The sequence below is a fragment of the Mycobacterium sp. ACS4331 genome, assembly GCF_001667265.1.
GTDB lineage: Bacteria > Actinomycetota > Actinomycetes > Mycobacteriales > Mycobacteriaceae > Mycobacterium.
The window spans coordinates 43,034-63,868 of record NZ_LZHW01000029.1 but is presented as its reverse complement, the minus strand read 5'-3'; the positions used below and the strand labels follow the sequence as shown (position 1 = coordinate 63,868).

The 20,835-nt window shown below is 68.9% G+C and carries 22 protein-coding genes and 1 tRNA gene; 8 read left to right on the top strand and 15 right to left on the bottom strand.

What is annotated here, in order from left to right; genetic code table 11:
• Positions 1–98: 98 nt before the first annotated feature.
• Positions 99–980, top strand: coding sequence for a PAC2 family protein (locus A5727_RS07955; RefSeq protein WP_068247269.1), 882 nt, complete (start codon positions 99–101; stop codon positions 978–980).
• On the opposite strand, the gene A5727_RS07950 is transcribed toward A5727_RS07955, so the two are convergent.
• Genes A5727_RS07950 through A5727_RS07935 form a run of 4 tightly spaced genes read right to left on the bottom strand, consistent with a single transcriptional unit; the run spans position 944 to position 5,482 of the window.
• Entirely contained in the window at positions 944–1,978 is a 1,035-nt protein-coding gene (locus A5727_RS07950; protein WP_068247266.1) for a patatin-like phospholipase family protein, read from the bottom strand. The genes A5727_RS07955 and A5727_RS07950 overlap by 37 nt on opposite strands.
• 1 nt (position 1,979) lies before the next feature.
• Complete coding sequence (locus tag A5727_RS07945) at positions 1,980–3,410, bottom strand: DUF1254 domain-containing protein (RefSeq protein ID WP_068247262.1); 1,431 nt, start codon at positions 3,408–3,410, stop codon at positions 1,980–1,982.
• A 12-nt stretch (positions 3,411–3,422) separates the two neighbouring features.
• A complete protein-coding gene (mshC, locus tag A5727_RS07940; protein ID WP_068247261.1) occupies positions 3,423–4,661 on the bottom strand; it encodes a cysteine--1-D-myo-inosityl 2-amino-2-deoxy-alpha-D-glucopyranoside ligase in 1,239 nt (412 codons plus the stop codon).
• 35 nt (positions 4,662–4,696) lie between these two features.
• Positions 4,697–5,482 carry a 3'(2'),5'-bisphosphate nucleotidase CysQ gene (locus A5727_RS07935; protein ID WP_068247355.1) on the bottom strand — a complete coding sequence of 262 codons (786 nt, stop codon included), beginning with the start codon at positions 5,480–5,482 and terminating at the stop codon, positions 4,697–4,699.
• Positions 5,483–5,560: 78 nt separating this feature from the next.
• Between A5727_RS07935 and A5727_RS07930 the strand changes: the two genes are divergently transcribed.
• The gene (locus A5727_RS07930; RefSeq protein ID WP_082949667.1) at positions 5,561–6,010 is read left to right on the top strand and encodes an META domain-containing protein; all 450 of its coding nucleotides are present in this window, start codon (positions 5,561–5,563) and stop codon (positions 6,008–6,010) included.
• On the opposite strand, the gene A5727_RS07925 is transcribed toward A5727_RS07930, so the two are convergent.
• Genes A5727_RS07925 through A5727_RS07905 form a run of 5 tightly spaced genes read right to left on the bottom strand, consistent with a single transcriptional unit; the run spans position 6,007 to position 9,351 of the window.
• On the bottom strand, positions 6,007–6,819 hold the full coding sequence (locus A5727_RS07925) for an SCO1664 family protein (RefSeq protein WP_068247258.1): 813 nt from the start codon (positions 6,817–6,819) through the stop codon (positions 6,007–6,009). The genes A5727_RS07930 and A5727_RS07925 overlap by 4 nt on opposite strands.
• Positions 6,816–7,403, bottom strand: a complete 588-nt coding sequence (locus A5727_RS07920) for a DUF3090 domain-containing protein (RefSeq protein ID WP_068247255.1) — start codon at positions 7,401–7,403, stop codon at positions 6,816–6,818. The genes A5727_RS07925 and A5727_RS07920 overlap by 4 nt, the downstream gene beginning before the upstream one ends.
• Before the next feature lie 53 nt (positions 7,404–7,456).
• Positions 7,457–8,161, bottom strand: a complete 705-nt coding sequence (locus tag A5727_RS07915; RefSeq protein WP_068247253.1) for a histidine phosphatase family protein — start codon at positions 8,159–8,161, stop codon at positions 7,457–7,459.
• A complete protein-coding gene (locus A5727_RS07910; RefSeq protein WP_068247352.1) occupies positions 8,158–8,988 on the bottom strand; it encodes an undecaprenyl-diphosphate phosphatase in 831 nt (276 codons plus the stop codon). The genes A5727_RS07915 and A5727_RS07910 overlap by 4 nt, the downstream gene beginning before the upstream one ends.
• Positions 8,989–9,030: 42 nt before the next feature.
• The gene (locus A5727_RS07905) at positions 9,031–9,351 is read right to left on the bottom strand and encodes a hypothetical protein (RefSeq protein ID WP_068247250.1); all 321 of its coding nucleotides are present in this window, start codon (positions 9,349–9,351) and stop codon (positions 9,031–9,033) included.
• A gap of 62 nt (positions 9,352–9,413) precedes the next feature.
• On the opposite strand from A5727_RS07905, the gene A5727_RS07900 reads away from it, so the two are divergent.
• Genes A5727_RS07900 through A5727_RS07890 form a run of 3 tightly spaced genes read left to right on the top strand, consistent with a single transcriptional unit; the run spans position 9,414 to position 11,805 of the window.
• Positions 9,414–10,478, top strand: a complete 1,065-nt coding sequence (locus A5727_RS07900) for a YncE family protein (RefSeq protein ID WP_231991989.1) — start codon at positions 9,414–9,416, stop codon at positions 10,476–10,478.
• Positions 10,475–10,747, top strand: coding sequence for a DUF5703 family protein (locus A5727_RS07895; protein WP_068247245.1), 273 nt, complete (start codon positions 10,475–10,477; stop codon positions 10,745–10,747). The genes A5727_RS07900 and A5727_RS07895 overlap by 4 nt, the downstream gene beginning before the upstream one ends.
• Positions 10,747–11,805: a quinone-dependent dihydroorotate dehydrogenase gene (locus A5727_RS07890; protein WP_068247241.1), complete on the top strand. Its 1,059-nt coding sequence runs from the start codon at positions 10,747–10,749 to the stop codon at positions 11,803–11,805. The genes A5727_RS07895 and A5727_RS07890 overlap by 1 nt, the downstream gene beginning before the upstream one ends.
• Here the strand turns inward: A5727_RS07890 and A5727_RS07885 are convergent.
• From A5727_RS07885 to A5727_RS07870, 4 genes are all read right to left on the bottom strand, one after another.
• Positions 11,802–12,614: an MBL fold metallo-hydrolase gene (locus tag A5727_RS07885; protein WP_068247238.1), complete on the bottom strand. Its 813-nt coding sequence runs from the start codon at positions 12,612–12,614 to the stop codon at positions 11,802–11,804. The genes A5727_RS07890 and A5727_RS07885 overlap by 4 nt on opposite strands.
• Positions 12,611–13,069 carry an ester cyclase gene (locus A5727_RS07880; protein ID WP_068247236.1) on the bottom strand — a complete coding sequence of 153 codons (459 nt, stop codon included), beginning with the start codon at positions 13,067–13,069 and terminating at the stop codon, positions 12,611–12,613. The genes A5727_RS07885 and A5727_RS07880 overlap by 4 nt, the downstream gene beginning before the upstream one ends.
• Before the next feature lie 265 nt (positions 13,070–13,334).
• Entirely contained in the window at positions 13,335–13,865 is a 531-nt protein-coding gene (locus A5727_RS07875; RefSeq protein ID WP_068247233.1) for a YbhB/YbcL family Raf kinase inhibitor-like protein, read from the bottom strand.
• Positions 13,866–13,899: 34 nt separating this feature from the next.
• Positions 13,900–15,243, bottom strand: a complete 1,344-nt coding sequence (locus A5727_RS07870) for a M20/M25/M40 family metallo-hydrolase (RefSeq protein ID WP_068247230.1) — start codon at positions 15,241–15,243, stop codon at positions 13,900–13,902.
• Between the two features lie 103 nt (positions 15,244–15,346).
• Here A5727_RS07870 and A5727_RS07865 point away from each other — a divergent pair.
• The 3 genes from A5727_RS07865 (at position 15,347) to A5727_RS07855 (ending at position 17,423) form a co-directional block, all read left to right on the top strand.
• A tRNA-Leu gene (locus A5727_RS07865) sits at positions 15,347–15,432 on the top strand.
• Positions 15,433–15,803: 371 nt separating this feature from the next.
• A complete protein-coding gene (locus tag A5727_RS07860) occupies positions 15,804–16,910 on the top strand; it encodes a type III polyketide synthase (RefSeq protein ID WP_082949666.1) in 1,107 nt (368 codons plus the stop codon).
• A 9-nt stretch (positions 16,911–16,919) separates the two neighbouring features.
• A complete protein-coding gene (locus tag A5727_RS07855) occupies positions 16,920–17,423 on the top strand; it encodes an isoprenylcysteine carboxyl methyltransferase family protein (RefSeq protein WP_068247227.1) in 504 nt (167 codons plus the stop codon).
• On the opposite strand, the gene A5727_RS07850 is transcribed toward A5727_RS07855, so the two are convergent.
• Both A5727_RS07850 and A5727_RS07845 read right to left on the bottom strand, forming a co-directional pair.
• A complete protein-coding gene (locus tag A5727_RS07850) occupies positions 17,414–19,936 on the bottom strand; it encodes an excinuclease ABC subunit UvrA (RefSeq protein ID WP_068247225.1) in 2,523 nt (840 codons plus the stop codon). The two genes, A5727_RS07855 and A5727_RS07850, sit on opposite strands and share 10 nt — an antisense overlap.
• On the bottom strand, positions 19,936–20,790 hold the full coding sequence (locus A5727_RS07845) for a helix-turn-helix transcriptional regulator (RefSeq protein ID WP_068247222.1): 855 nt from the start codon (positions 20,788–20,790) through the stop codon (positions 19,936–19,938). The genes A5727_RS07850 and A5727_RS07845 overlap by 1 nt, the downstream gene beginning before the upstream one ends.
• Positions 20,791–20,835 lie beyond the last annotated feature (45 nt).

Here is a 20,835-nt window from a genome sequence, read left to right as displayed (position 1 = left end):
GGTCACCACAATCGACCACATTCAGGGTAGCCACACCACGCGGTTCCTCAGTCGCGCCCGTTGGCGCTTCCGCGCCGGACAGGCCGTACGCTGGTTCAGTGACCCCGTCGGATTCCCGCAGACCAGATCTGCCCGAACTCCACAACACGATCATCGTGGCCGCCTTCGAGGGCTGGAACGACGCCGGCGATGCGGCCAGTGACGCGTTGGAGCATCTGGACGCCATCTGGGAGGCTTCGACGATCATCGAAATCGATGACGAGAACTACTACGACTATCAGGTGAATCGGCCGGTCATTCGGCAGGTCGACGGTGTCACCAGGGAACTGGTCTGGCCCTCCATGCGGATTTCGCACTGCCGCCCGCCCGGCAGCGACCGCGACATCGTGCTGATGCACGGGGTGGAACCCAATATGCGGTGGCGCAGTTTCTGCGCCGAACTGCTGGCGATCGCCGAGAAGCTCGACGTCGACACCGTGGTGATCCTCGGCGCCCTGCTGGCCGACACACCGCACACCCGGCCCGTGCCGGTCTCCGGGGCCGCCTACTCGTCGGACTCGGCCAAATACTTCGGGCTCGAGGAGACCCGCTACGAGGGGCCGACCGGCATCGCGGGTGTCTTCCAGGACGCCTGCGTGGCCGCGGGCATTCCCGCGGTGACCTTCTGGGCCGCCGTCCCGCATTACGTGTCCCAGCCGCCCAACCCGAAGGCCACCGTGGCACTGCTGCGGCGTGTCGAGGACGTCCTCGACATCGAGGTGCCGTTGGCCGACCTGCCCCTGCAGGCCGAGGAGTGGGAGCAGGCGGTCACCGAGATGACGGCCGACGACGAGGAGATCGCCGAGTACGTCGCCTCCCTGGAGCAGCGCGGCGATGCCGAAGTCGACATGAACGAGGCCCTGGGCAAGATCGACGGCGACGCGCTGGCCGCGGAGTTCGAGCGCTACCTGCGCCGGCGCGGACCTGGATTCAGGGGCTGACGGAACCTGCTGACGTAGGCGTCGAAATCCCACGTCGCCAGGAAGTCGCGGCCCGCGGCGACACCCTTGTCGTACAACGCGAGCTTGTCCGCGTCGGACAGGTCGAAGTCGAGGACGCCGACGTCGGTGGTGTCGACGCGGACGGTCCTCGCACTCACCCACGGCTGGTTGAGATAGGCCTGATCGCGCCCGACGAGCATGGTGGTCACCACCTGTTCGAGCAGCGACGGCGCCGTCAGGGCGTGCAGCGGTCGCAGTGCGGGGATCACCTGGGCGTTGTCGGCGGGCAGGTTCGGCAGCAGCGTCACCCCGAACGTGGGCCAGCGCGGCACCGCCCCGTCGACCCGGTCCAGCGAGTCGATCGGAAAGTTCGACAGCAACCCGCCGTCCACCAGGGTCGACGTCGTCCCGTCGGCGTGGGTCAGCGTCACGGGCTCGAAGAAGAACGGGATGGCCGTCGACGCGCGCACGGCGTCGGCCACCACCTGACGGTCGGGGTCCAGCCCGTAGACCCGCTGATAGTCCCAGGGCAACCGGACCAACTGACCCAGCGTCACATCGGCGACCGTGACGACCAGCCGGTAGCGCTGTTCGGGCGGCAGGCTGCGGTCGGCGATCCGCAGATCGGCGAAGGTCGTCACGCCATAGTCGGCCAGCTGTCCGGCGACCCAGTCACGCAATGCCTCGCCCCGGTAGACCCCACCGCCGGAGGCGACACCCCAGAGCCGGCCCAGGATGGGGATCCGCTCCACGAGCCCGGGATCGAGCAGTGCGCGGTAGTCGATCCGCATCGCGATGTTCTTGAGTTCGTCCCCGTCGACCCGTTTGGCGTGCACGGCGGCGGCCAGCACCGCCCCCACCAGGGCACCGGCCGACGTGCCGGAGATGCGCTGCGGCAGGTGACCGCCGTCCACCAGCGCCGCGACGGCACCGACCAGCCCGATTCCCTTGACCCCGCCTCCGGAGAGCACCAGGTCCGCGCGCTTGGTCGGTGCCACGTCAGACCTTCTCGGGCTGGGGCGCCTGCCACTGTCCGTCGAGGGCGTCGGGCCTGGGCCAGTACAACCGCATGACCAGCGCGAACGGCCCCTGTGGCGCGGGCAGCCAGTTGGCCATCCGGTCCTGCCCGGGCGGGTCGTGCTGCACGTACAGCGTGTAGCCCCCGTCGGGGTCCTTGACCAGGTCGGGCAGCATCGCCGAGTTGATCAGGTAACGGTCGATCGGGTTGTCCGAGAGCAGACTGTGCGGCATCTCGTAGAGGGTCAGCGACCAGAACGCGTTGACCGGCGGCAACTGCCCCGGCGGGAACCGGTAGACGTACTTGTTGGCCCCGGTCAGCGGCGCGCCCGTGGAGTCGTTGGCGAAGTTCGGGTAGATCGCCTCGGCCGCGGTGTTGCCGTAGATGCCCAGCGCCGCGCCCGCCATCCGGTACAGGTAATTGCCCTTGAGATCGGCTCGGGTACCGAAGAAGTCCGCCGACCCGACTTCCCCGGTGTCGATCTTGTCCTTCTTCAGCGCGTCGAGTTCGGCCCACGCGTCGGCCATGCCCGCCTCGATCGCCGTCCGTGTCTCGGGGCTGAGCGCCTCGGCGTCGAAGCTGCCGTCGGCGCCCACCCCGATGGCCTCGAACCGCTCCCGCAGTCCCTGCTCGTCGGGCAGCGTCGGCGCGAATTTCATTGTGAAGTTGAGGATGTCGAAGAACTGCGGGGAGGTGCGCTGCTGCTCGCGCGACAGTGGCGGGACGAAGTCGATCGGCGGTGCGGCCGGCGGTGACGGTTGGTTGAGGTGCACCGACAGCGGCGCCACCTGGTAGCCGGTCTGGATCCGCTTGACGTTGTCGAGATCGTCGGGCCCGAACAGCTGAGTGCGGTACAGCACGAACGCCAAGTCGGTGTCGCTGCGGATGACCTCATTGATGCCGTCGGGCGTCTCGCCTTTCCAGTTGGGCCCCACCAGCAGGTAGCGGCCACCACCGTTGCCCGTGGTGCGGCTGCCGACGTAGGCGAAGTTGTGGGTGTAGCCGTCGACGAACTGCAGGGAGTAATACCGGTCCTGCTCGATGGGCGGCACCGTCAGCACGAGCGGTTCGGTGCGCAGGTCCGCGCCGAGCGCCGAGTACGGCGTGTCGGAGTTGGGGGTCTGGATCGCGGTGTCCTCGGGCGTGTAGACCCGCGCGGTGTTGTGGATCTGGTTCCAGCCGCCCTTGTACTCCGGGTTGTCCTTGTCGACGAAGTACGCGTACTGGACGCGGTAGTTGTCCACCATGGGGAAGCCGTAGACGTAGGCATCCTTGGCGATCTCGCGGGCCTGTTCGGGGCTCACCGCACCGTCGGACGGCGGTGGGGCGGGTGCGGACGTCTCCGCGGACCGGTCCGTCGCGGCGCATGAGGTCACCAAGAGCACGGCCAGTGCGGCGGCGAGCTTCTTCACAGCTCGACCGTACTAGAGCGCCACCCCGAGGAGGGCGTCAATCGCCGCGCGCACCAGTGCCGGCGCGGCCTCGTCGTGGCCACCGTACTCGAGGGCATCGGTCGACCACCCGTCAAGGGCCGCAAGGGCTTTCGGGGTGTCCAGATCGTCGGCAAGATAACCGCGCACCCGCGCCAACAGGTCGGTGGCGTCGGGCGCGGCCGCCAACGACGTCGCGGCGCGCCAGCGCTGCAATCGGGCCTGTGCGTCGGCGAGCACCTGCGGGCTCCAGTGCCGGTCGCTGCGGTAGTGCCCCGCGAACAGCCCGAGGCGGATCGCCGCGGGTTCGACGCCCTGCGCGCGAAGTTTGGACACCAGCACCAGGTTGCCGCGACTCTTGGACATCTTGTGGCCGTCCCAGCCGATCATCCCGGCGTGCACGTAGTGCCGGGCAAAACGCCGTTGCGCCGTGACGGATTCAGCGTGCGCGGCCGAGAACTCGTGGTGCGGGAAGATCAGGTCGCTGCCGCCGCCCTGCACGTCGAGTCCCATGCCGAGCCGGGTCAGCGCGATCGCGGCGCACTCGACATGCCAGCCGGGCCGGCCCGGGCCGAACGGTGACGGCCAGCTCGGCTCGTCCGGGCGCTCGGCACGCCACACCAGCGCATCCAGCGGATCGGCCTTGCCGGGGCGGTCCGGGTCTCCCCCGCGCTCGGCGAACAGTTCCCGCATCAGTTGATGGTCATAGCCGGATTCGTAGCCGAATTGGGCTGTGGCGTCGGCCCGGAAGTACACATCCGGATACTGCGGGTCGTCGACGACATAGGCCGCACCGGAACCCAGCATCTTCTCCACGAGTTCGATGACCTCGTCGATGGCGTCGGTGGCGGCGACGTAGTCGTGGGGCGGCAGCACCCGCAGCGCGCTCATGTCCTCGCGGAACAACTGGATCTCGCGGGCCCCCAGGTCGCGCCAGTCCACGCCGTCGCGCGCGGCGCGTTCGAACAGGGGATCGTCGACGTCGGTGATGTTCTGCACGTAGTGCACGCGGTGGCCGGAATCCAGCCAGACCCGGTAGACCAGATCGAACGTCAGATACGTGGCGGCGTGGCCGAGATGGGTTGCGTCATACGGTGTGATGCCGCACACGTACATCTTGGCGACTTCTCCCGCCGCGACCGGACGCACCTGCCGATCGGCGCTGTCGTACAGCCGCAACTGCGGGGACCGCCCGGGCAACTCCGGAACCGCTGCGGCACTCCACGACTGCATGGAGGAAGACTTTAGGCGGGGCGCGTCGTGCGTCATCAACTGGCCGACCGGATCGCCTCGAGCAGCACGTCGGCGAGTTCCGCGCGACACATCAGCAGGTCCGGCAGATACGGATCGGGCCGGTTGTAGATCATCGGGGAGCCGTCGAGCCGAGAGGCGTGCATCCCGGCTGCCAGCACCACCCCCGCGGGGGCGGCCGAGTCCCACTCCCACTGCCCGCCGGCGTGGATGTAGGCATCGACGTCACCGCGCACCACGGCCATCGCCTTGGCGCCGGCCGAACCGATCCGCACGAGTTCGAAGTCGAGCGCCTCAGCCATGCGGTACAGGACCCGCGGCGGCCGGTTGGCGCTCGCGGTGATGCGGAGGGGGGCGTTCGGGTCCCGCCGGGACCCCGCGGTCACGGTGTCGGAGCGGTACACCTCGCCGCGGGCGGGCAGCGACACCGCGGCATCGGTGATGCTGCCGTCGGGTCCGCCGATGCGCTGCCACAGGGCGATGTGCACCGCCCAGTCCTTGCGGTAGGGCGTCGCGTACTCATGCGTGCCGTCGACGGGGTCGATGATCCAGACCCGGTCCGAGTTCAGCCGGGCCAGGTTGTCGGGCGACTCCTCGGAGAGCACCGCGTCATCGGGACGGTGTGCGGCCAGCCGCTCAAGGAGCAGTCGATTCGCTCGCGCATCCCCCTCGTCGCCCAGCATCCAGGGGTAGTCGTAGCCGACCTCGTCGCGCATCGCCACGAGCAGCTTTCCGGCCTCGACAGCCAGGTCAGCGGCCAGTGCGGCATCGCTCTGATCCGTGCTGTCCGCGGCCGCGCTCACTGTGCCAGTATCCGCGATGTGCTCGGCGGACATGGGGTGGGGCTGGGAGAGACCTGTGACTGACGCTAAATTCGGCACATGCGTACAACGCGCCGCGTCGCCGCAGTCTTCCTCTCTGTGGCCGCGATCCTGGCGGGCTGTTCGGCGGCCCACGAGGAGCGCACCCTGGCCGGCACCTCATGGCAGCTCGTGACGATCGAGTCCTCCGACGACGAACAGGGCAGCACCGAGGTCCCGGACCCCGCCAAGTTCACCGTCGAATTCGGCACCGACGACCGGGCCGTCTTCCAGCTCGACTGCAACCGCGGCAACGGCAGCTACACGGTCGAGCCGAGCGCGGACGGTGTCTCCGGGTCGGTCACCTTCGGCCCGATCGCCACCACGATGATGCTGTGCCCGCAGCCCTCGCTGGACCAGGAGGTCGCCACCGCACTGGAGAATGTCGCGGGGTATCTGTTCCAGGACGACCGGCTGCACCTGTCGCTCAAGGCCGACGGCGGCATCCTGACCTGGCAGCCTGCTCCCTAGAACGCGGGCCAGGGAATCGGCCGGCGCCGGTCGGGGCTGGGCATCACGGGGTCGTCCAGCAGCGCCTGGGCCCGTCGGGCGAGGGCGCGGACTTCGGTGCGGGTCACGTGTTCGGCGAGCCGGTCGCCGAACTCACCGTCGAGGGTGTCGAGCAGGCTGACCACGGCGCCGAGCAGTTCGTCGTCGACGGGTTTGCCCGCCCACCCCCACAGCACGGTGCGCAGTTTGTCCTCCTGGTGCAGGCACAGCCCGTGATCCACGCCGTACACACCGCCGTCGACGCCGTGCAGGATGTGCCCGCCCTTGCGGTCGGCGTTGTTGACCAGGATGTCGAAAACCGCCATCCGCACCAGCCGCGGATCGTCGGCGTGGATGAGCATGACCTCGTCGCCGGCGTAGTCGTAGGCGCGCAGGACCGGCAGATAACCGCCGGGCACGGTGCCGGCCGGGCACAGGTCGACCAGATCCGGCCCGAGCGCGGCGTCGGGGTCGGGTTGGTCGATCCAGCGCTGCACCATGCCGGACCCCGCGGGGCCGTCGCGAATGATGGTGAGCGGCACGATGTCCCAACCCAGTGCCGCCGAGACCAGGTGTGTGGCGTACTCGCGGCCGGCCAGTGTCCCGTCTGGGAAGTCCCACAGCGGCTGCTCGCCCGCGACCGGCTTGTACACGCAGTGCACGGTGACGGAGTCGAGTTCGGCCTCGCACAGGAACGTGGCGTTGCTGGCCGAGCGGATCCGGCCCAGCACCGTCAGTTCGCCGCTGCGCAGGACCCGCTGCGCCGAAGCGGCGTCATCGCACGGCGTCATTCCGCGGCATCATCGTCGGAACCGAACACCTCGGTGCGCAGGTAGCCGTTGGTGCGCACGCAGATGTGCCCTTCGGGATCCAGGGGCTCCTCGCACAGCGGACACGGCGGGCGTCCCGCCGAGATGACCCGGTTCGACCGGTTGGCGAACTGCCGGGCCGACTCGGGCGTCAGGAAGACCCGCACCGCGTCCGGGCCGTCCTCGGCGTCGTCGAGCACGACGGAGGCGTCGAACTCGGTGTCGGACACCGCGAGCAGTTCGACCACCACGGTTTGGGCCTCGGAGTCCCAGCCCAGCCCCATGGTGCCGACGCGGAACTCCGCGTCCACGGGGGTGATCAGCGGGTTGAGATCCTCGACATCGGCGGTCTCGGGCGGCAGCGGGGTGCCGAACCTGCGGTTCACCTCGACCAGGAGAGCGCCGATGCGCTCGGCGAGCACGGCCACCTGCTGCTTCTCCAGCACCACCGACACCACGCGGGAGTCGTGCACGGCCTGCAGGTAGAAGGTCCGGTTTCCGGGCTGGCCGACGGTCCCGGCCACGAAGCGGTCGGGCGTGCGGAAGACATGAATTGCGCGGGCCATGGCCCCTCCAAAATACCGGGAAACCGGAGACGGCCGCCGAGCCGCCGGTGGTTTCAGTCCGTCGATCCGCCGACGACGGCGTCACCCGCCGATGGCGCGGACCCGTCGTGGTCGGGGGTGGGTGGCGCGCTCAGTGCACTGGCCAGCGCGGGACCGGTGTGATTGACGTGGACGACGAAGGGCCGCATCGCGGTGTACCTGATGACGCTGCATGAGGCGGGATCGGCGGTGATCCGCTGAAACCCGTCGAGGTGCAGGCCCAGCGCATCGGCGACGATGGCCTTGATCACGTCACCGTGGCTGCATGCGACCCACAGCACGTCGGCGCCGTCGTTCTGCTCGGCCAGCCTGCGGTCGTGTTCGCGCACCGCGGCGACCGCGCGCGCCTGTACGTCGGCCAGCCCCTCGCCGTCGGGGAAGATCGCCGCGCTGGGCTGCTGCTGCACCACCGACCACAGCGGTTCCTTGAACAGCTCGCCCAGCGGCCGCCCGGTCCAGGAGCCGTAGTCGACCTCGACGATGCGCTCGTCGACCACGGGTGTCAGGCCCAGGGCGGCGGCCAGCGGCTCCAGTGTCCGCTCGCAGCGCAGCAGCGGTGAGCGCACCAACGCCTTGATCGGCAGCCCGGCCAGCCTGTCGACAAGCTCCTGCGCCTGCGCGCGGCCCTTGTCGTCGAGGTCGACGCCCGCGGACCGTCCCGCCAGCGTGTGGGCGGTGTTGGAGGTGGACCGGCCGTGCCGAACCAGGATCACCGTCATGTTGCGCTCATCACTCCCGTCCCCAACAGGATCATCACGATCACGCCGAGCGCGATGCGGTACCCGACGAACCAGTACATGCTGTGCCGGACCAGGAATCGCAGCAACCACGCGATCGCGGCCAGCCCGACGGCGAACGCGATCACGACCGACACCAGCAGCTGCGGGCCGGTTGCGCTCATGCCCTCTTTGACCGGTTCGAACGCATCCGGCAGGGAGAACAGTCCCGAGGCGAGCACGGCCGGAATCGCCAACAGGAACCCGAACCGCGCCGCCAGTTCGCGGTCGACGCCCAAGAACAGCCCGGCGCTGATGGTCGCCCCGGACCGGGACACCCCCGGGATCAGCGCCAGACACTGCGCGAAGCCGACGATGACGGCATCCCGGAACGTCAACTGCTCGGCGTGCCTGGTCTGCCTGCCGAAATACTCCGCCGCGGCTATCACGACGGCGAACACAATCAGCGCGGTCGCGACGATCCACAGGTTGCGGGCCCCCGACCGGATCACATCCTTGAACAGCAGACCCAGCACGCAGATCGGGATCGTGCCGATGATGACGAACCACCCCATGCGGTAGTCGACGTCGCGGCGCTCGCGGTCGAACAGGCCCGCGAACCACGCGCGGACGATCCGGACGATGTCCTTGGCGAAGTACACCAGGACCGCCGCCTCGGTGCCCAGCTGCGACACCGCGGTGAACGACGCACCGGCGTCATCGGAGAAGAACAGTCGCGAGGTGATCGCCAGGTGACCCGACGAGGAGATCGGGAGAAACTCCGTCAGCCCCTGCACCACGGACAGCACCACGACCTGCAGCCAGGACATCGCCGCCACATCCACGCCGACGACCGTACCGTGGTTGGCGCGTCAGCCCACGGTGGGCAGCCGAGATCCCGGTGCCGCGGTGGCGATCGCGTCGCGCACCGAGGCGGTGAGGCTGCGTTCGTCGTCGAGGTCGATGTCGCGGCAACCGCGGACCGCGGTGGCCACGACGTCGTCGGCGTCCGGCACCGGGCCCACCATCGTGCGCCGGTACACCTCGACGACCAGATGTTGACGGTCGACGACGCTGAACGCGAAGGTTCGTCCGTCCGGCAGCGAACCGAATCCACTGGCATGGATTCCGGTCGAGATGTCCTCGAAGACCAGGTCGGCCCCCGCGGCGGTGCGGTCGTCGGCCAATGTCATGGGCCGACGATACCGCCAGGCTCGGCGGGCCCGGCTGACCCTCCCCGATACAGTCTCAGACAGTGAATGCTCTCCAGTCCCCCCGGTGGGTGCGCCACACGCTGGCCGCCGCGAGCGCCGCGCTGCTGCTCGTCGGTGGCACGGCGTGCTCCTCGGACGTCGTCGACTCGACGCCGCCGACGATCCCGGCCGCCACGCCCGCGGTGTCGCCGCCCGCGCTGACCCCGCCGGCCGGAGTCGTCCGTCCCCTGACTGGTACGCCGACCGCCGCGACGTTCGACGCCGGGGCGGCGGCGCTGGTGGTGCTGGTGTCAGGCGCGCGTCCCGGGGACCCCGCAAGCCTTGTGGTGATGCCCGCAGCCGGGGGCGCCGCGCGCACCGTGGGCCTGCCTGCCGCGGCCACCGCGGCGACCACCGACGGGACGGGCCGGGCGTATCTGTCGACCCGGGGCGGGTACCTGCTGGTTGAGCTCGACTCCGGCAACACGACCCGCGTCGACGTGACCGGCGAGGCGGACACCGACTTCACCGCGATCACGCGGCGCGCCGACGGACGAGTCGTTCTGGGAACAGCCGACGGCGCGGTGGCGATTCTGGCCGACGCTGATGCCGCACGCAGTCCCGTCGCCGTCAGCCACCGCTCGAAGATCTTCGCCCGCGTGGATTCCCTTGCCAGCAGCGACGATACGACCCTGGTGCTGGACCGCGGGCAGACCTCGGTCACCGCGATGGACGCCGAGGGCAACGCCGCGCAGTCGCTGCGCGCCGGTGAGGGCGCCACCACGATGGTCGTCGACGACGCGGGTCGCGTGCTGGTGACCGACACTCGCGGCGACGAGCTGCTGGTGTTCAGCGCCGAACCGCTGATTATGCGTCAGCGGTTCCCGGTGTCGGCGGCACCGTACGGCCTCGCGGGTTCGGATGGGCTCTCCTGGGTGTCACAGACCGCGTCCAACACGGTGATTGGTTACGATCTGTCCACTGGAATTCCCGTGGAGAAGGTGCGTCACCCCACCGTGCAGCAACCGAACAGCCTCGGCTACGACGCCGGCACCGACACCCTGTACGTGGTGTCGGGTTCGGGTGCGGGAGTGCAGATCATCGCGCGGGCGTCAGGTACCCGATGAGCACGGGGGGCGGTGCGCGGGCCTCGCGCAGCCGGATGCCTCTCGGCTGGGATCATGACCTGTCCGACGAGTACGAGTGGATTCCGCTGCGACTGCCCCCGGATGTCACGCGGCTGACGGCGTCCACCCGGCTGTCCATCGAGGCGGAGTACCGCGGCTGGGAGTTGACCAAGGTGCGGCTCTACACCGACGGATCGCGGCGGGTTCTGCTGCGACGCAAGAAATCCCGTGTGCTCAATCCGTACGCGGGCGACCTACCGGAGCTTTGATGTACAACACGCTGCGACGCGGACTGTTCCTCATTCCCGCCGAGCGGATCCACACCGTCGCGTTCACGGCCCTGCGTGCCGCCACGGCCCCGGGCCCGGCCCGCCGACGACTGCGCGCACGGCTGGCCCCCAGCGACCCGATCCTGGCCAGCACGGTCTTCGGCGTGCGGTTTCCCGGCCCGCTGGGACTGGCCGCCGGATTCGACAAGGACGGGCACGGACTGAACGTCTGGGGCGCCCTGGGATTCGGCTACGCCGAGGTGGGCACCGTCACCGCGGCCGCCCAGCCCGGCAATCCCGCGCCGCGGCTGTTCCGGCTGCCCGAGGATCGCGGACTGCTCAACCGGATGGGCTTCAACAACCGAGGCGCCGGGGAACTCGCCCTGCAGTTGGCCCGGCACCAACCGGACATCCCGATCGGTGTGAACATCGGCAAGACCAAGGTCACGCCCCCCGAACAGGCGGTCGACGACTACCGCACCAGCGCACGGCTTCTGGGGCCGCTGGCCAGCTACGTGGTGGTGAACGTCAGTTCGCCCAACACACCGGGCCTGCGTGATCTGCAGGCCGTCGAGTCGCTGCGGCCCATCCTGGCCGCGGTGCTCGACGAGACGACGACGCCCGTGCTGGTGAAGATCGCGCCCGATCTGTCCGACTCCGATGTCGACGACATCGCTGATCTGGCAGTCGAATTGGGGCTGGCCGGCATCGTCGCGACCAACACCACGATCTCGCGGGACGGTCTGCGCACCCCGGGCGTCGCCGCGCTGGGCGCGGGCGGAGTCTCAGGCCCACCGGTCGCACACCGGTCTTTGGAGATCCTGCGCCGACTGTATGGCCGGGTGGGCGACAAGCTGGTGCTGATCAGCGTGGGCGGCATCGAGACCGCCGACGACGCCTGGGAGCGCATCACCGCGGGCGCGACGCTGCTGCAGGGCTACACCGGCTTCATCTACGGCGGCGGCATGTGGGCCAAGAACATTCACGACGGCATCGCGGCGCGGTTGCACGCCGGCGGCTTCGCCTCGCTGAGCGACGCCGTGGGGTCGGCCTCTTAGCTTTCGGACTGGGGCTGGCTGTCGGACTGAGGGCCACGCTGCGCGCGGGTCAGCAGGACCGGATCATGCGCGCTGACCATCAGCAGATCGGGTTCACCGCGCTGATGCAGTTCGGCCAGGCGCTCCTGATTGGCCCGCATCTGGCGGTAGTTGAATGCGCTTGCCATCGCCGAGACCGTCACGGTCCTGGGCACGGGAGTCCGCCCGTCGATGACGCCCCGAAGGTAGAAGGCGTCGCCGCAGTGCAGGATCCACCGCTCGCCCGCATCGACCGCGACACACGCGTGCCCGCGGGTGTGGCCGGGCAACGAGATCAAGACGATGCCGGGTGCGATGTCGGTCAGTTCGCGGGCCGCGGCGAATCCACGCCAGGCTTCGCCGTCGGGGCAGTGTTCGACGAGCTTCGGATCATGCGACCACTGGCAGCTGCGGTACCGGATCCGCTCGGACCACGAGGGCGCCGACACCGCGCCCCGCGCTTCGGCGGCCGTCACGTGCACCTGCGCATGGGGGAAGTCGGCGAGTCCACCGATGTGGTCGAAGTCGAAATGCGTCGTGACGATGTGGCGCACGTCCTCGCGGTGGAACCCCAGCTGTTCGATCTGGTGGGCCGCGGTCTCCTCGACACGCAGCGCCGGACGAAGCAGATGCCGCAACGGACCGATGCGTCGCGGATCCGCGCAGTCGAGCAGGCCGTACCCGGTGTCGACCAGGACCAGACCGGCGTCGGTCTCGACCAGGAGCACATGGCACACGAACATGGCGCCGGGGGCGTGCATGGTGCCGCAGTTGAGGTGATGGACCTTCACGCCGCGCCGTCCCCGCCCGTGGATGCCAGCAGTTCGGCACGGCCGATCTGGGTGACCAGGCTGGCCGAATCGAAGTAGACGCGCTCGTTGATGATCCCCTCCCCCTCGAAGAAGAACACCGCGATGACCGGCACACGGAATGACTTCCCGGTCGGGGGCAACCCGTAGAACTCCCCCAGATTGGTTCCCAGCAGGTCGAATTCGACGATCACCGTGTCGTCGGCCACGTGGAAGCGCGCATTCTCATGGCGCTGGTCGGGGAACGCGGTGCGCGTCGTCCGGTAGTAGTCCATGACGGCGTCCGCACCGTCGAAGACCTGCCCGGTGGGCATGATCTCGTAGCGCGGATGGCCGTCGAAGGTCGCCAGCGTGCGGTCGAACTCCTTGGAGACCTCGGTCTCCATATGCTCGCGAATCACCGCCAGCCGACGTTCACGCAGTGCCTGAGCAACCATCTCGGCTACGGTATCGCCCCACCCCGGCGAGCGCCCGTGTTTGTACAAAACACGCCGCCCCCAACGTACAAAGGCGGCCGCTCGGCGTCCTGGTCATGCGCCCCAGTGGCGACGGTGTGAACGGAACGCACTGGGCCGGCGTTGATTTGACTCCCGCGTCACCCCGTTGGTCCCCTGAACTGGCGAGCGCCCGGGTTTGTACGCAGAACCTCGGCGGGTCGCGTACAGACACGGGCGCTCGCGGGAAAGAGAAGGGGGGTGCGAGTTATTTCTGTTCGTAGGTGCCGTGGATGACGGCGCGCGCGATCGCGTTCATGAACAGGTTGAAGCCGAGGTAGGCAGGCGTCGCCGACTCGTCGATCTCGAGCTTCTCGACCTGCAGCGCGTGCACCGCGACGAAGTAGCGGTGGAATCCGTGGCCGGCCGGCGGGGCCGCACCCACGAAGCGGCGCAGGCCCGCATCGTTGGCCAGGGTCAGGGCATCACCGGGCAGTTCGCTGCCGTCGCCGATGCCGGCGGGCAGTTCGGTGACCGTCCCGGGCAGGTTGGCCACCGCCCAGTGCCAGAAGCCCGATCCGGTCGGGGCATCAGGGTCGTAGACCGTGACGGCGAAGCTGCGGGTCTCCTCGGGGAAGCCCGACCAGCTGAGCTGCGGGGAGATGTCGGATCCCCCGGCCCCCATCAGGCCGCTGACCTGGTCGTTGCCCCACGGTTGGCCGTCGGAGAACGACGTCGAGGTGAGCGTGAAGCTGGGCAGCTTCGGCAGGAAGTCGTAGGGGTTGTAGTCGAAGGCCATGCTGGTGTTCCTTTCGGGAGGAGGTGCGATCGGTCTAGCAGTGGGTCAGGAAGTGCTCGAGAACCTGCGCGCCGAACTCGAGGGACTCGACGGGCACCCGCTCGTCGACACCGTGGAACAGCGCGGTGAAGTCGAGTTCGGGTGGCAGCCGCAGCGGAATGAAGCCGAAGCAGCGGATTCCCAAGCGCGCGAAGTGCTTTGCGTCCGTACCGGCCGACAGCATGTACGGCACGGTGCGCGCCTCGGGGTCGACGGCCAGCAGCGCGGCGTTCATGGCGTCCACCAGGTCACCGTCGAAACTGGTCTCATACGAGGGCAGTTCGGTGATCCACTCGCGCGTCACGTCGGGGCCGATGATCTCGTCGACCTCCCGCTCGAAGGCGGCCTGCCGGCCCGGCAGCACACGGCAGTCGAACACCGCCTCGGCGGTCGCGGGAATGACGTTGGCCTTGTAGCCGGCCTTGAGCATGGTCGGGTTGGCGGTGTCCCGCAGGGTGGCGCCGATGATCCGGGAGATCGACCCCAGTTTGGCGATGGCACCGTCGATGTCGGGCGAATCGGGATCGAAGCTGTAGCCGGTCTCCTCGGCGACCGCGGTCAGAAACTCCTCGACCGCGGGGCTCAGGACGATCGGGAAGCGGTGCCGCCCGAGTTTCGCCACGGCCTCGGCCAGCACGGTGACGGCGTTGTCCTGGTGCACCATCGACCCGTGCCCGGCCCGCGCCCGCGCCGTCAGCCGCATCCACAGCATGCCCTTCTCGGCGGTCTCGATCAGATACAGCCTGCGCTCACCGCCGTCGCGGCGCGGGACGGTCAACGAGTAGCCGCCGACCTCACCGATCGCCTCGGTGACGCCCTCGAAGAGATCCGCCCGATTCTCCACCAGCCAACGGCAGCCGTACTTCCCGCCGGCCTCCTCGTCGGCGACGAAGGCGAACACGATGTCGCGGGACGGCACGATCCCGGCGCGTTTGAAGTGCCGGGCGACCGCGATCATCATCCCGACCATGTTCTTCATGTCGATCGCGCCACGGCCCCAGACGTAACCGCCCTCGACCGCACCCGAGAACGGGTGCACGCTCCAGTCGGCGGCTTCAGCGGGCACGACGTCGAGGTGCCCGTGCACCAGCAGCGCACCGCGCTCACGATCGGCGCCCGCAAGCCGCGCGAACACGTTGGCCCGGCCCGGCGCCCCCGATTCGACGTACTCGCAGGAGTACCCGACCTCCTCGAGCTGGGCCATCACCCACCGCGCGCAATCGGCCTCGCCCTTGGTGGTTTCGAGCTCCCCCGTGTTGGAGGTGTCGAACCGGATCAGGCTGCTGACAAGGCCGACCACCTCGTCGACGGCGCGCACGGAGTGGGTCACAGTTCCCATTACTACCAGCGCGCGTCGCGCCCGCGGCGTGCGGGTTTGGGCCAACGCGGCATGATCCGTTAGCCTTAGCTGCCCCACCGCGGAGACGGGGTGCGGCGAGCAGGTCCGAGTGGCGGAATGGCAGACGCGCTAGCTTGAGGTGCTAGTGCCCTATTAACGGGCGTGGGGGTTCAAGTCCCCCCTCGGACACTCTCTTCATCTCTTCTTCTTCCCCGTCCCGTTCACGGGGTTCTTCGTCCCCGTGACTCTTCACGGTCGGCTGTCAGCCGATCGGCAGGCAGCCGGCATCGAATTCCCAGTCTGAGACGCACGCCATTCGTATAATCGCCCCGATTCCTCCACCGGTTCCATGCCCAGCGGATGCACAGCCAATGCTCGGGAATCGCCACAGAATTGTTCATCAGGAATGGCTTTATCTCGGCCTTTGGATCCGTTCTGACCAGGAAGTTCACAGATACACAGGAAGATCTTTTATTCCGCTGGCCGCACATTTTCACAATGGACTTTGTCACGCCTTCCAGCACTGGAAATGGCTCGATTTATCCGTACTTTTGAGCGTTATGACCGATACCACGCATTTCCCCCTGACCGATCCGATCACCCACCACCGCAGTGGCGCACCCCGCATCGCGGGCACCGCGGTGGCGTTCACGCCGAACCGGTACGACCAGGCCGAGGTCGCCCAGGAACTCACCACGATGGGCGGCCCGGAGTTCATGCGGTTCGCACAGACCGCCGGGGTCGACACCCGCAGTCTGGCGCTGCCGTTGAACCGCTATCCGAAGCTGTCCGGATTCACCGAGGCCAACACCGCCTACCTCGAAGTCGCCACCGACCTCGGCGAACAGGCCATCCGCTCGGCACTGGAGGCCGCCCATCTCGGGGCCGACGAGGTCGACGCCATCATCACGGTGTCGAGCACCGGGGTGGCCGTCCCGACCATCGACGCGAGGGTGGCGTCCCGAGTCGGCCTGCGACCCGACGTCAAACGCATCCCGCTGTTCGGGCTCGGCTGTGTGGCCGGCGCGGCCGGGATGTCCCGGATGCACGACTACCTGCGCGGCTACCCCGATCACGTGGCCCTGCTGCTGTCGGTGGAACTGTGCTCACTGACCCTGCAGCGCGACGACACCTCGATTCCCGCGCTCATCGGGGTGTGCCTGTTCGGGGACGGTGCCGCCGCGGTGGTCGGCACCGGCGCCGACCGCGTGCCGTCGCACCCGGGGGTTCATGCCGATCCCCGCGTGCTGGCCACGCGAAGCCGGCTGTTCCCCGACACCGTGGACGTCATGGGCTGGAACGTCAGTTCCTCCGGATTCCAGCTCGTGATGTCACGCGACGTCCCGAAGATGGCCGACAAGTTCCTCGGCGCGGAGGTGGACAGCTTCCTGGCCGAGCACGGGCTGACCACCGACGACATCTCGACGTGGGTGTGTCATCCCGGCGGCCCCAAGGTGATCGACTCGATCGCCTCGGCGGTCGGACTGCCGCTGGACGCCCTGGCGCACAGCACGGAGTCCATGCGGGAGAACGGCAACATCTCGTCGGCCTCGGTGCTCGACGTGCTGCGCCGCACCATCGCCGACCCGCCGGCCCCGGGCAGCCTCGGGGTCATGTTGGCGATGGGGCCCGGGTTCAGCTTCGAACTGCTGCTGCTGAGCTGGTAGGGGGGCGACATGGTCTACTACCTGTTCATCCTGGCCATCGGAATGGAACGACTGGTCGAACTGGCGGTCTCACGGCGCAACAGCCGCTGGTCGTTCGCCCAGGGCGGGCGCGAGTTCGGGCAGGGTCACTATCCGGTGATGGTGGCCATGCACACGCTGCTGCTCCTGTCCTGCGTGCTGGAGGTCGCGGTGGCCCACCGGCCCTTCATGCCGTGGCTGGGCTGGCCGATGGTGGCGGTGGTCGCGGCGAGCACGATCCTGCGCTGGTGGTGTGTCGCCACGTTGGGCAGGCACTGGAATCCGCGGCTCATCGTGATCCCGAATGCGCCACTGGTGCACCGCGGTCCGTACCGCTTCCTGCACCATCCCAACTACACCGCCGTCACCGCGGAGGTGCTAGCACTGCCGTTGGTGCACTCGGCATGGCTGACCGCGATCGTCTTCACGATCGCCAACGCACTGGTGCTCAACGTCCGAATCCGCGCCGAGAACACCGCGCTCGGCTACGCCTGACCCCCCAGGCTCGCAGCCAGGTAGGGGGCAGTGCGGCTCCCCTCGGCTGCGGCCACCTCCCCCGGCGTGCCGGTGGCCACCACCCGGCCGCCGGCATCGCCACCTCCCGGGCCGAGGTCGATCACCAGATCGGCCCCGGCCACCACGCCCATATCGTGTTCGGCCACCACGACGGTGTTTCCGGCGTCGACGAGGCGATGCAGTTGACGTTCCAGCTGCTCCACATCGGCCGGATGCAGTCCGGTGGTCGGTTCGTCGAGCACGTAGAGGGTGTGCCCGCGACGGGCCCGCTGCAGTTCGGTGGCCAGCTTGATGCGCTGCGCCTCGCCGCCGGAGAGCTCGGTGGCGGGTTGCCCGAGACGCAGATACCCCAGGCCCACCTCGCGCAGCGTCGTCAGACTCCTTGCCGCGCTGGGGATGTCGGCCAGGAACTCATGTGCCTCCTCGACCGTCATGGCGAGCACGTCGGCGATCGTGTGGTCGCGATAACGCACCGTCAGTGTCTCCTCGGAGTACCGGGCACCGGCACAGGCCGGGCAGGTCGCGTAGGTCCCGGGCAGGAACAACAGCTCGACGGCGACGAATCCCTCACCCGCACAGGTCTCACAGCGACCCTCGGCGACGTTGAACGAGAATCGCCCTGCGCTCCAACCCCTCCGACGCGCCGCGGAAGTGTCGGCGAAGGCCTTGCGCACCGCGTCGAACATCCCGGTGTAGGTGGCCAGATTCGACCGCGGGGTGCGCCCGATGGGTTTCTGGTCGACGACCACCAGACGGCTGATGGTCTCGACGCCCTCGACCGTCACACCCACGCTGGCGTCGGTGTCGATGTCGAGCAGTTCGCTGTCGGGTTCGGCGTCGGCATCGGAGGCCTCGGCGGGGCGACCGCCCAGATGCCTGGCCACCACGTCGCCGAGCACCTTGCAGACCAGTGTCGACTTGCCCGAACCGGAGACCCCGGTGACCGCGATGAACGATCCCAACGGCAGGTCGACGCTGACGTCGCGCAGGTTGTGGAACGAGATGTGGCGCAGCCGAAGCATTTCGGTGGACCTGCGCGGGGCCCGTGCACGCCCCGCGCCGTGGGCGAACAGGTGCTGACGGGTGACGGACGCCTCCACGGCGGCCAGGCCGGCCACGGGTCCGCTGTAGAGCACCTCACCGCCCAGTTCACCGGCACCGGGACCGACGTCGACGACCCAGTCCGCGCGGCGCACCACGTCCATGTCGTGTTCGACCACGAACAGCGAGTTACCGGCGCGACGGAGCTTCTCCAGGACCGCCAGCAGCGGTTCGGCGTCGGCCGGATGCAGGCCCGCCGACGGCTCGTCAAGGACGTAGAGCACGCCGAACAACCCGGCCCGCAACTGTGTTGCGAGCCGAAGCCGCTGCAGTTCACCCGGGGACACCGACGGCGTGCGCCGGTTCAGGCTCAGATAACCCAGGCCCAGGTCGATCAGCACGCCGATCCGGGCCACCAGGTCTGCGGCGATCATGGTGGCCACCTCGGTGTGCTCGCCGGACTCCAGCGACTCGTAGGCGGCCTCGAACTCGGTGCGGGTGGCGGTCGGGCCCAGGGTCTCGGACAGTTCCGTCAGCGGCATGGCGACCATGTCGGCGATCGTGTGGCCGGCGAACGTGACCGCGAGCGCCTCCGGTCGCAATCCGGAACCGCGGCATTCGGGGCAGTCGATGCTGTCGACGTACTGCAGCACGCGGCGGCGCATGGTCGCGCTCTGCGAGTTGGCCAGCGTGTGCCGGACGTGGCGTTCAGCGCTGGAGAACGTGCCGTTGTAGTAGTAGTCGGCGGTCACCGGATGCTGGGACGGGTCGATCTCGACGGTGGGCTGTTCGTCGGTGAAGAGGATCCAGTTCCGTTGCCGTTTCGGCAGTCTGTGCCACGGTTTGTCGATGTCGTAGCCGAGTGTGATGAGGATGTCGCGCAGGTTCTGCCCCTGCCAGGCGCCGGGCCAGGCCGCCACGGCCCCCTCGCGGATGGTCAGCGACGGATCGGGCACCAGGGTGTCCTCGGTGACCCGGTGGATGCGGCCCAGCCCATGACATTCGGGACATGCACCGACGCTGGTGTTCGACGAGAACGCGTCGGAGTCCAGACGCACGGTGGCGCCGGCCGGATAGGTGCCCGCGCGGGAGAACAGCATCCGCAGCAGGTTCGACAGCGTGGTGACGGTGCCGACCGTGGACCGCGAGGTCGCGGTGCCGCGGCGCTGCTGCAGCGCCACCGCCGGCGGCAGGCCGGTGATGTCGTCCACCTTGGGCGCGTCGTCGGGCAGCAGCAGCCTGCGGGCGTAGGGGGCGACGGACTCGAAGTAGCGGCGCTGAGCTTCGGCGTAGACGGTGCCGAAGGCCAGCGACGACTTCCCCGACCCCGACACCCCGGTGAACACCACGAACGCGTTGCGCGGCGCGGAGACGTCGACACCCCGCAGATTGTGCACCCGCGAGCCGTAGACGCGGACGTGCGTGTCGATCTCGTCGTACCCGTCGGTCATCAGGAGTCGCTTTGGGCGCGTGCGACCAACTCCGCGAGGCGTTCGGCGGCGCCGCTGCCGGGCACGGGAAGGTAGGCCACGATCGCAATCTCCGGTACGTCGGCGGGTTCGAGTTGATGGTGCTCGAGCAGGAGTTCCCCGACGGCCTCGTGGAAAAACCGGCGCTCCCGGGAGGCGAAGCGCTCCACACTGCCCGCCTCCCAACCGGCCCTGAAGTGCGGGCTGGCCGACAGGAGTCGGTCGATCAGCTCGGTGTAGGACGGCTCGCCGACGCGGGCCCCGGCTTCGGCACGGAACTCGGCGAGGAAGCGCCCGCTGTCGATGTCCCAGTCCGGCAACAGCTTCCGGATCGCCGGATCCATGAACACCAGCCACAGCAGGTTGCGGTCGGCGGGTGCGGTGATCTCGATGTTGGGGTACAGCGCGGCATACGCGGTGTTCCAGGCCGCGATGCTCCAGTCCGGGCCGAGCGCGAAGGCCGGATACCCGTGCAGCGCGTCGAGGAAGCGCTGAATGTGGGGCGGCGGCGGTCCGCCGGCCTGGCCCGCGTGGCTCGACCCCGCCCCGCGATGGCCGCCGAGGGCCAGCACGTAGTCGTGTTCGGCGGGCGAGAGTCGCAGCGCGCGGGCCACCGCGTCGAGCACCTGTCGGGACGGATTGATGTCACGGCCCTGTTCGAGCCAGGTGTACCAGGTGACGCTCACGCCGGAGAGCACGGCGACCTCTTCCCGGCGCAGCCCACTGGTGCGCCGGCGCGGAACCTCGGGCATCCCGAGTTCGGCGCGCGGCGCGGCCTCGCGGCGCACGCGAAGGAACTCTCCGAGTGCCAGTCTCTGCTGCGTCCGCTTGTCCACACGCTCAGGGTATTACTGCCACTACTAGTATCAGCGCCGACTTCC

Coding starts and splice junctions, on each gene's coding strand:
- A5727_RS07895 (WP_068247245.1), top strand. CDS start 10,475: ATGAGCACGGGGGGCGGTGCGCGGGCCTCGCGCAGCCGGATGCCTCTC.
- A5727_RS07870 (WP_068247230.1), bottom strand. CDS start 15,243: ATGGGAACTGTGACCCACTCCGTGCGCGCCGTCGACGAGGTGGTCGGC.
- A5727_RS07855 (WP_068247227.1), top strand. CDS start 16,920: ATGGTCTACTACCTGTTCATCCTGGCCATCGGAATGGAACGACTGGTC.
- A5727_RS07905 (WP_068247250.1), bottom strand. CDS start 9,351: ATGACATTGGCCGACGACCGCACCGCCGCGGGGGCCGACCTGGTCTTC.
- A5727_RS07880 (WP_068247236.1), bottom strand. CDS start 13,069: ATGGTTGCTCAGGCACTGCGTGAACGTCGGCTGGCGGTGATTCGCGAG.
- A5727_RS07890 (WP_068247241.1), top strand. CDS start 10,747: ATGTACAACACGCTGCGACGCGGACTGTTCCTCATTCCCGCCGAGCGG.
- A5727_RS07850 (WP_068247225.1), bottom strand. CDS start 19,936: ATGACCGACGGGTACGACGAGATCGACACGCACGTCCGCGTCTACGGC.
- A5727_RS07930 (WP_082949667.1), top strand. CDS start 5,561: ATGCGTACAACGCGCCGCGTCGCCGCAGTCTTCCTCTCTGTGGCCGCG.
- A5727_RS07915 (WP_068247253.1), bottom strand. CDS start 8,161: ATGACGGTGATCCTGGTTCGGCACGGCCGGTCCACCTCCAACACCGCC.
- A5727_RS07925 (WP_068247258.1), bottom strand. CDS start 6,819: ATGACGCCGTGCGATGACGCCGCTTCGGCGCAGCGGGTCCTGCGCAGC.
- A5727_RS07910 (WP_068247352.1), bottom strand. CDS start 8,988: ATGTCCTGGCTGCAGGTCGTGGTGCTGTCCGTGGTGCAGGGGCTGACG.
- mshC (WP_068247261.1), bottom strand. CDS start 4,661: ATGCAGTCGTGGAGTGCCGCAGCGGTTCCGGAGTTGCCCGGGCGGTCC.
- A5727_RS07875 (WP_068247233.1), bottom strand. CDS start 13,865: ATGGCCTTCGACTACAACCCCTACGACTTCCTGCCGAAGCTGCCCAGC.
- A5727_RS07860 (WP_082949666.1), top strand. CDS start 15,804: ATGACCGATACCACGCATTTCCCCCTGACCGATCCGATCACCCACCAC.
- A5727_RS07920 (WP_068247255.1), bottom strand. CDS start 7,403: ATGGCCCGCGCAATTCATGTCTTCCGCACGCCCGACCGCTTCGTGGCC.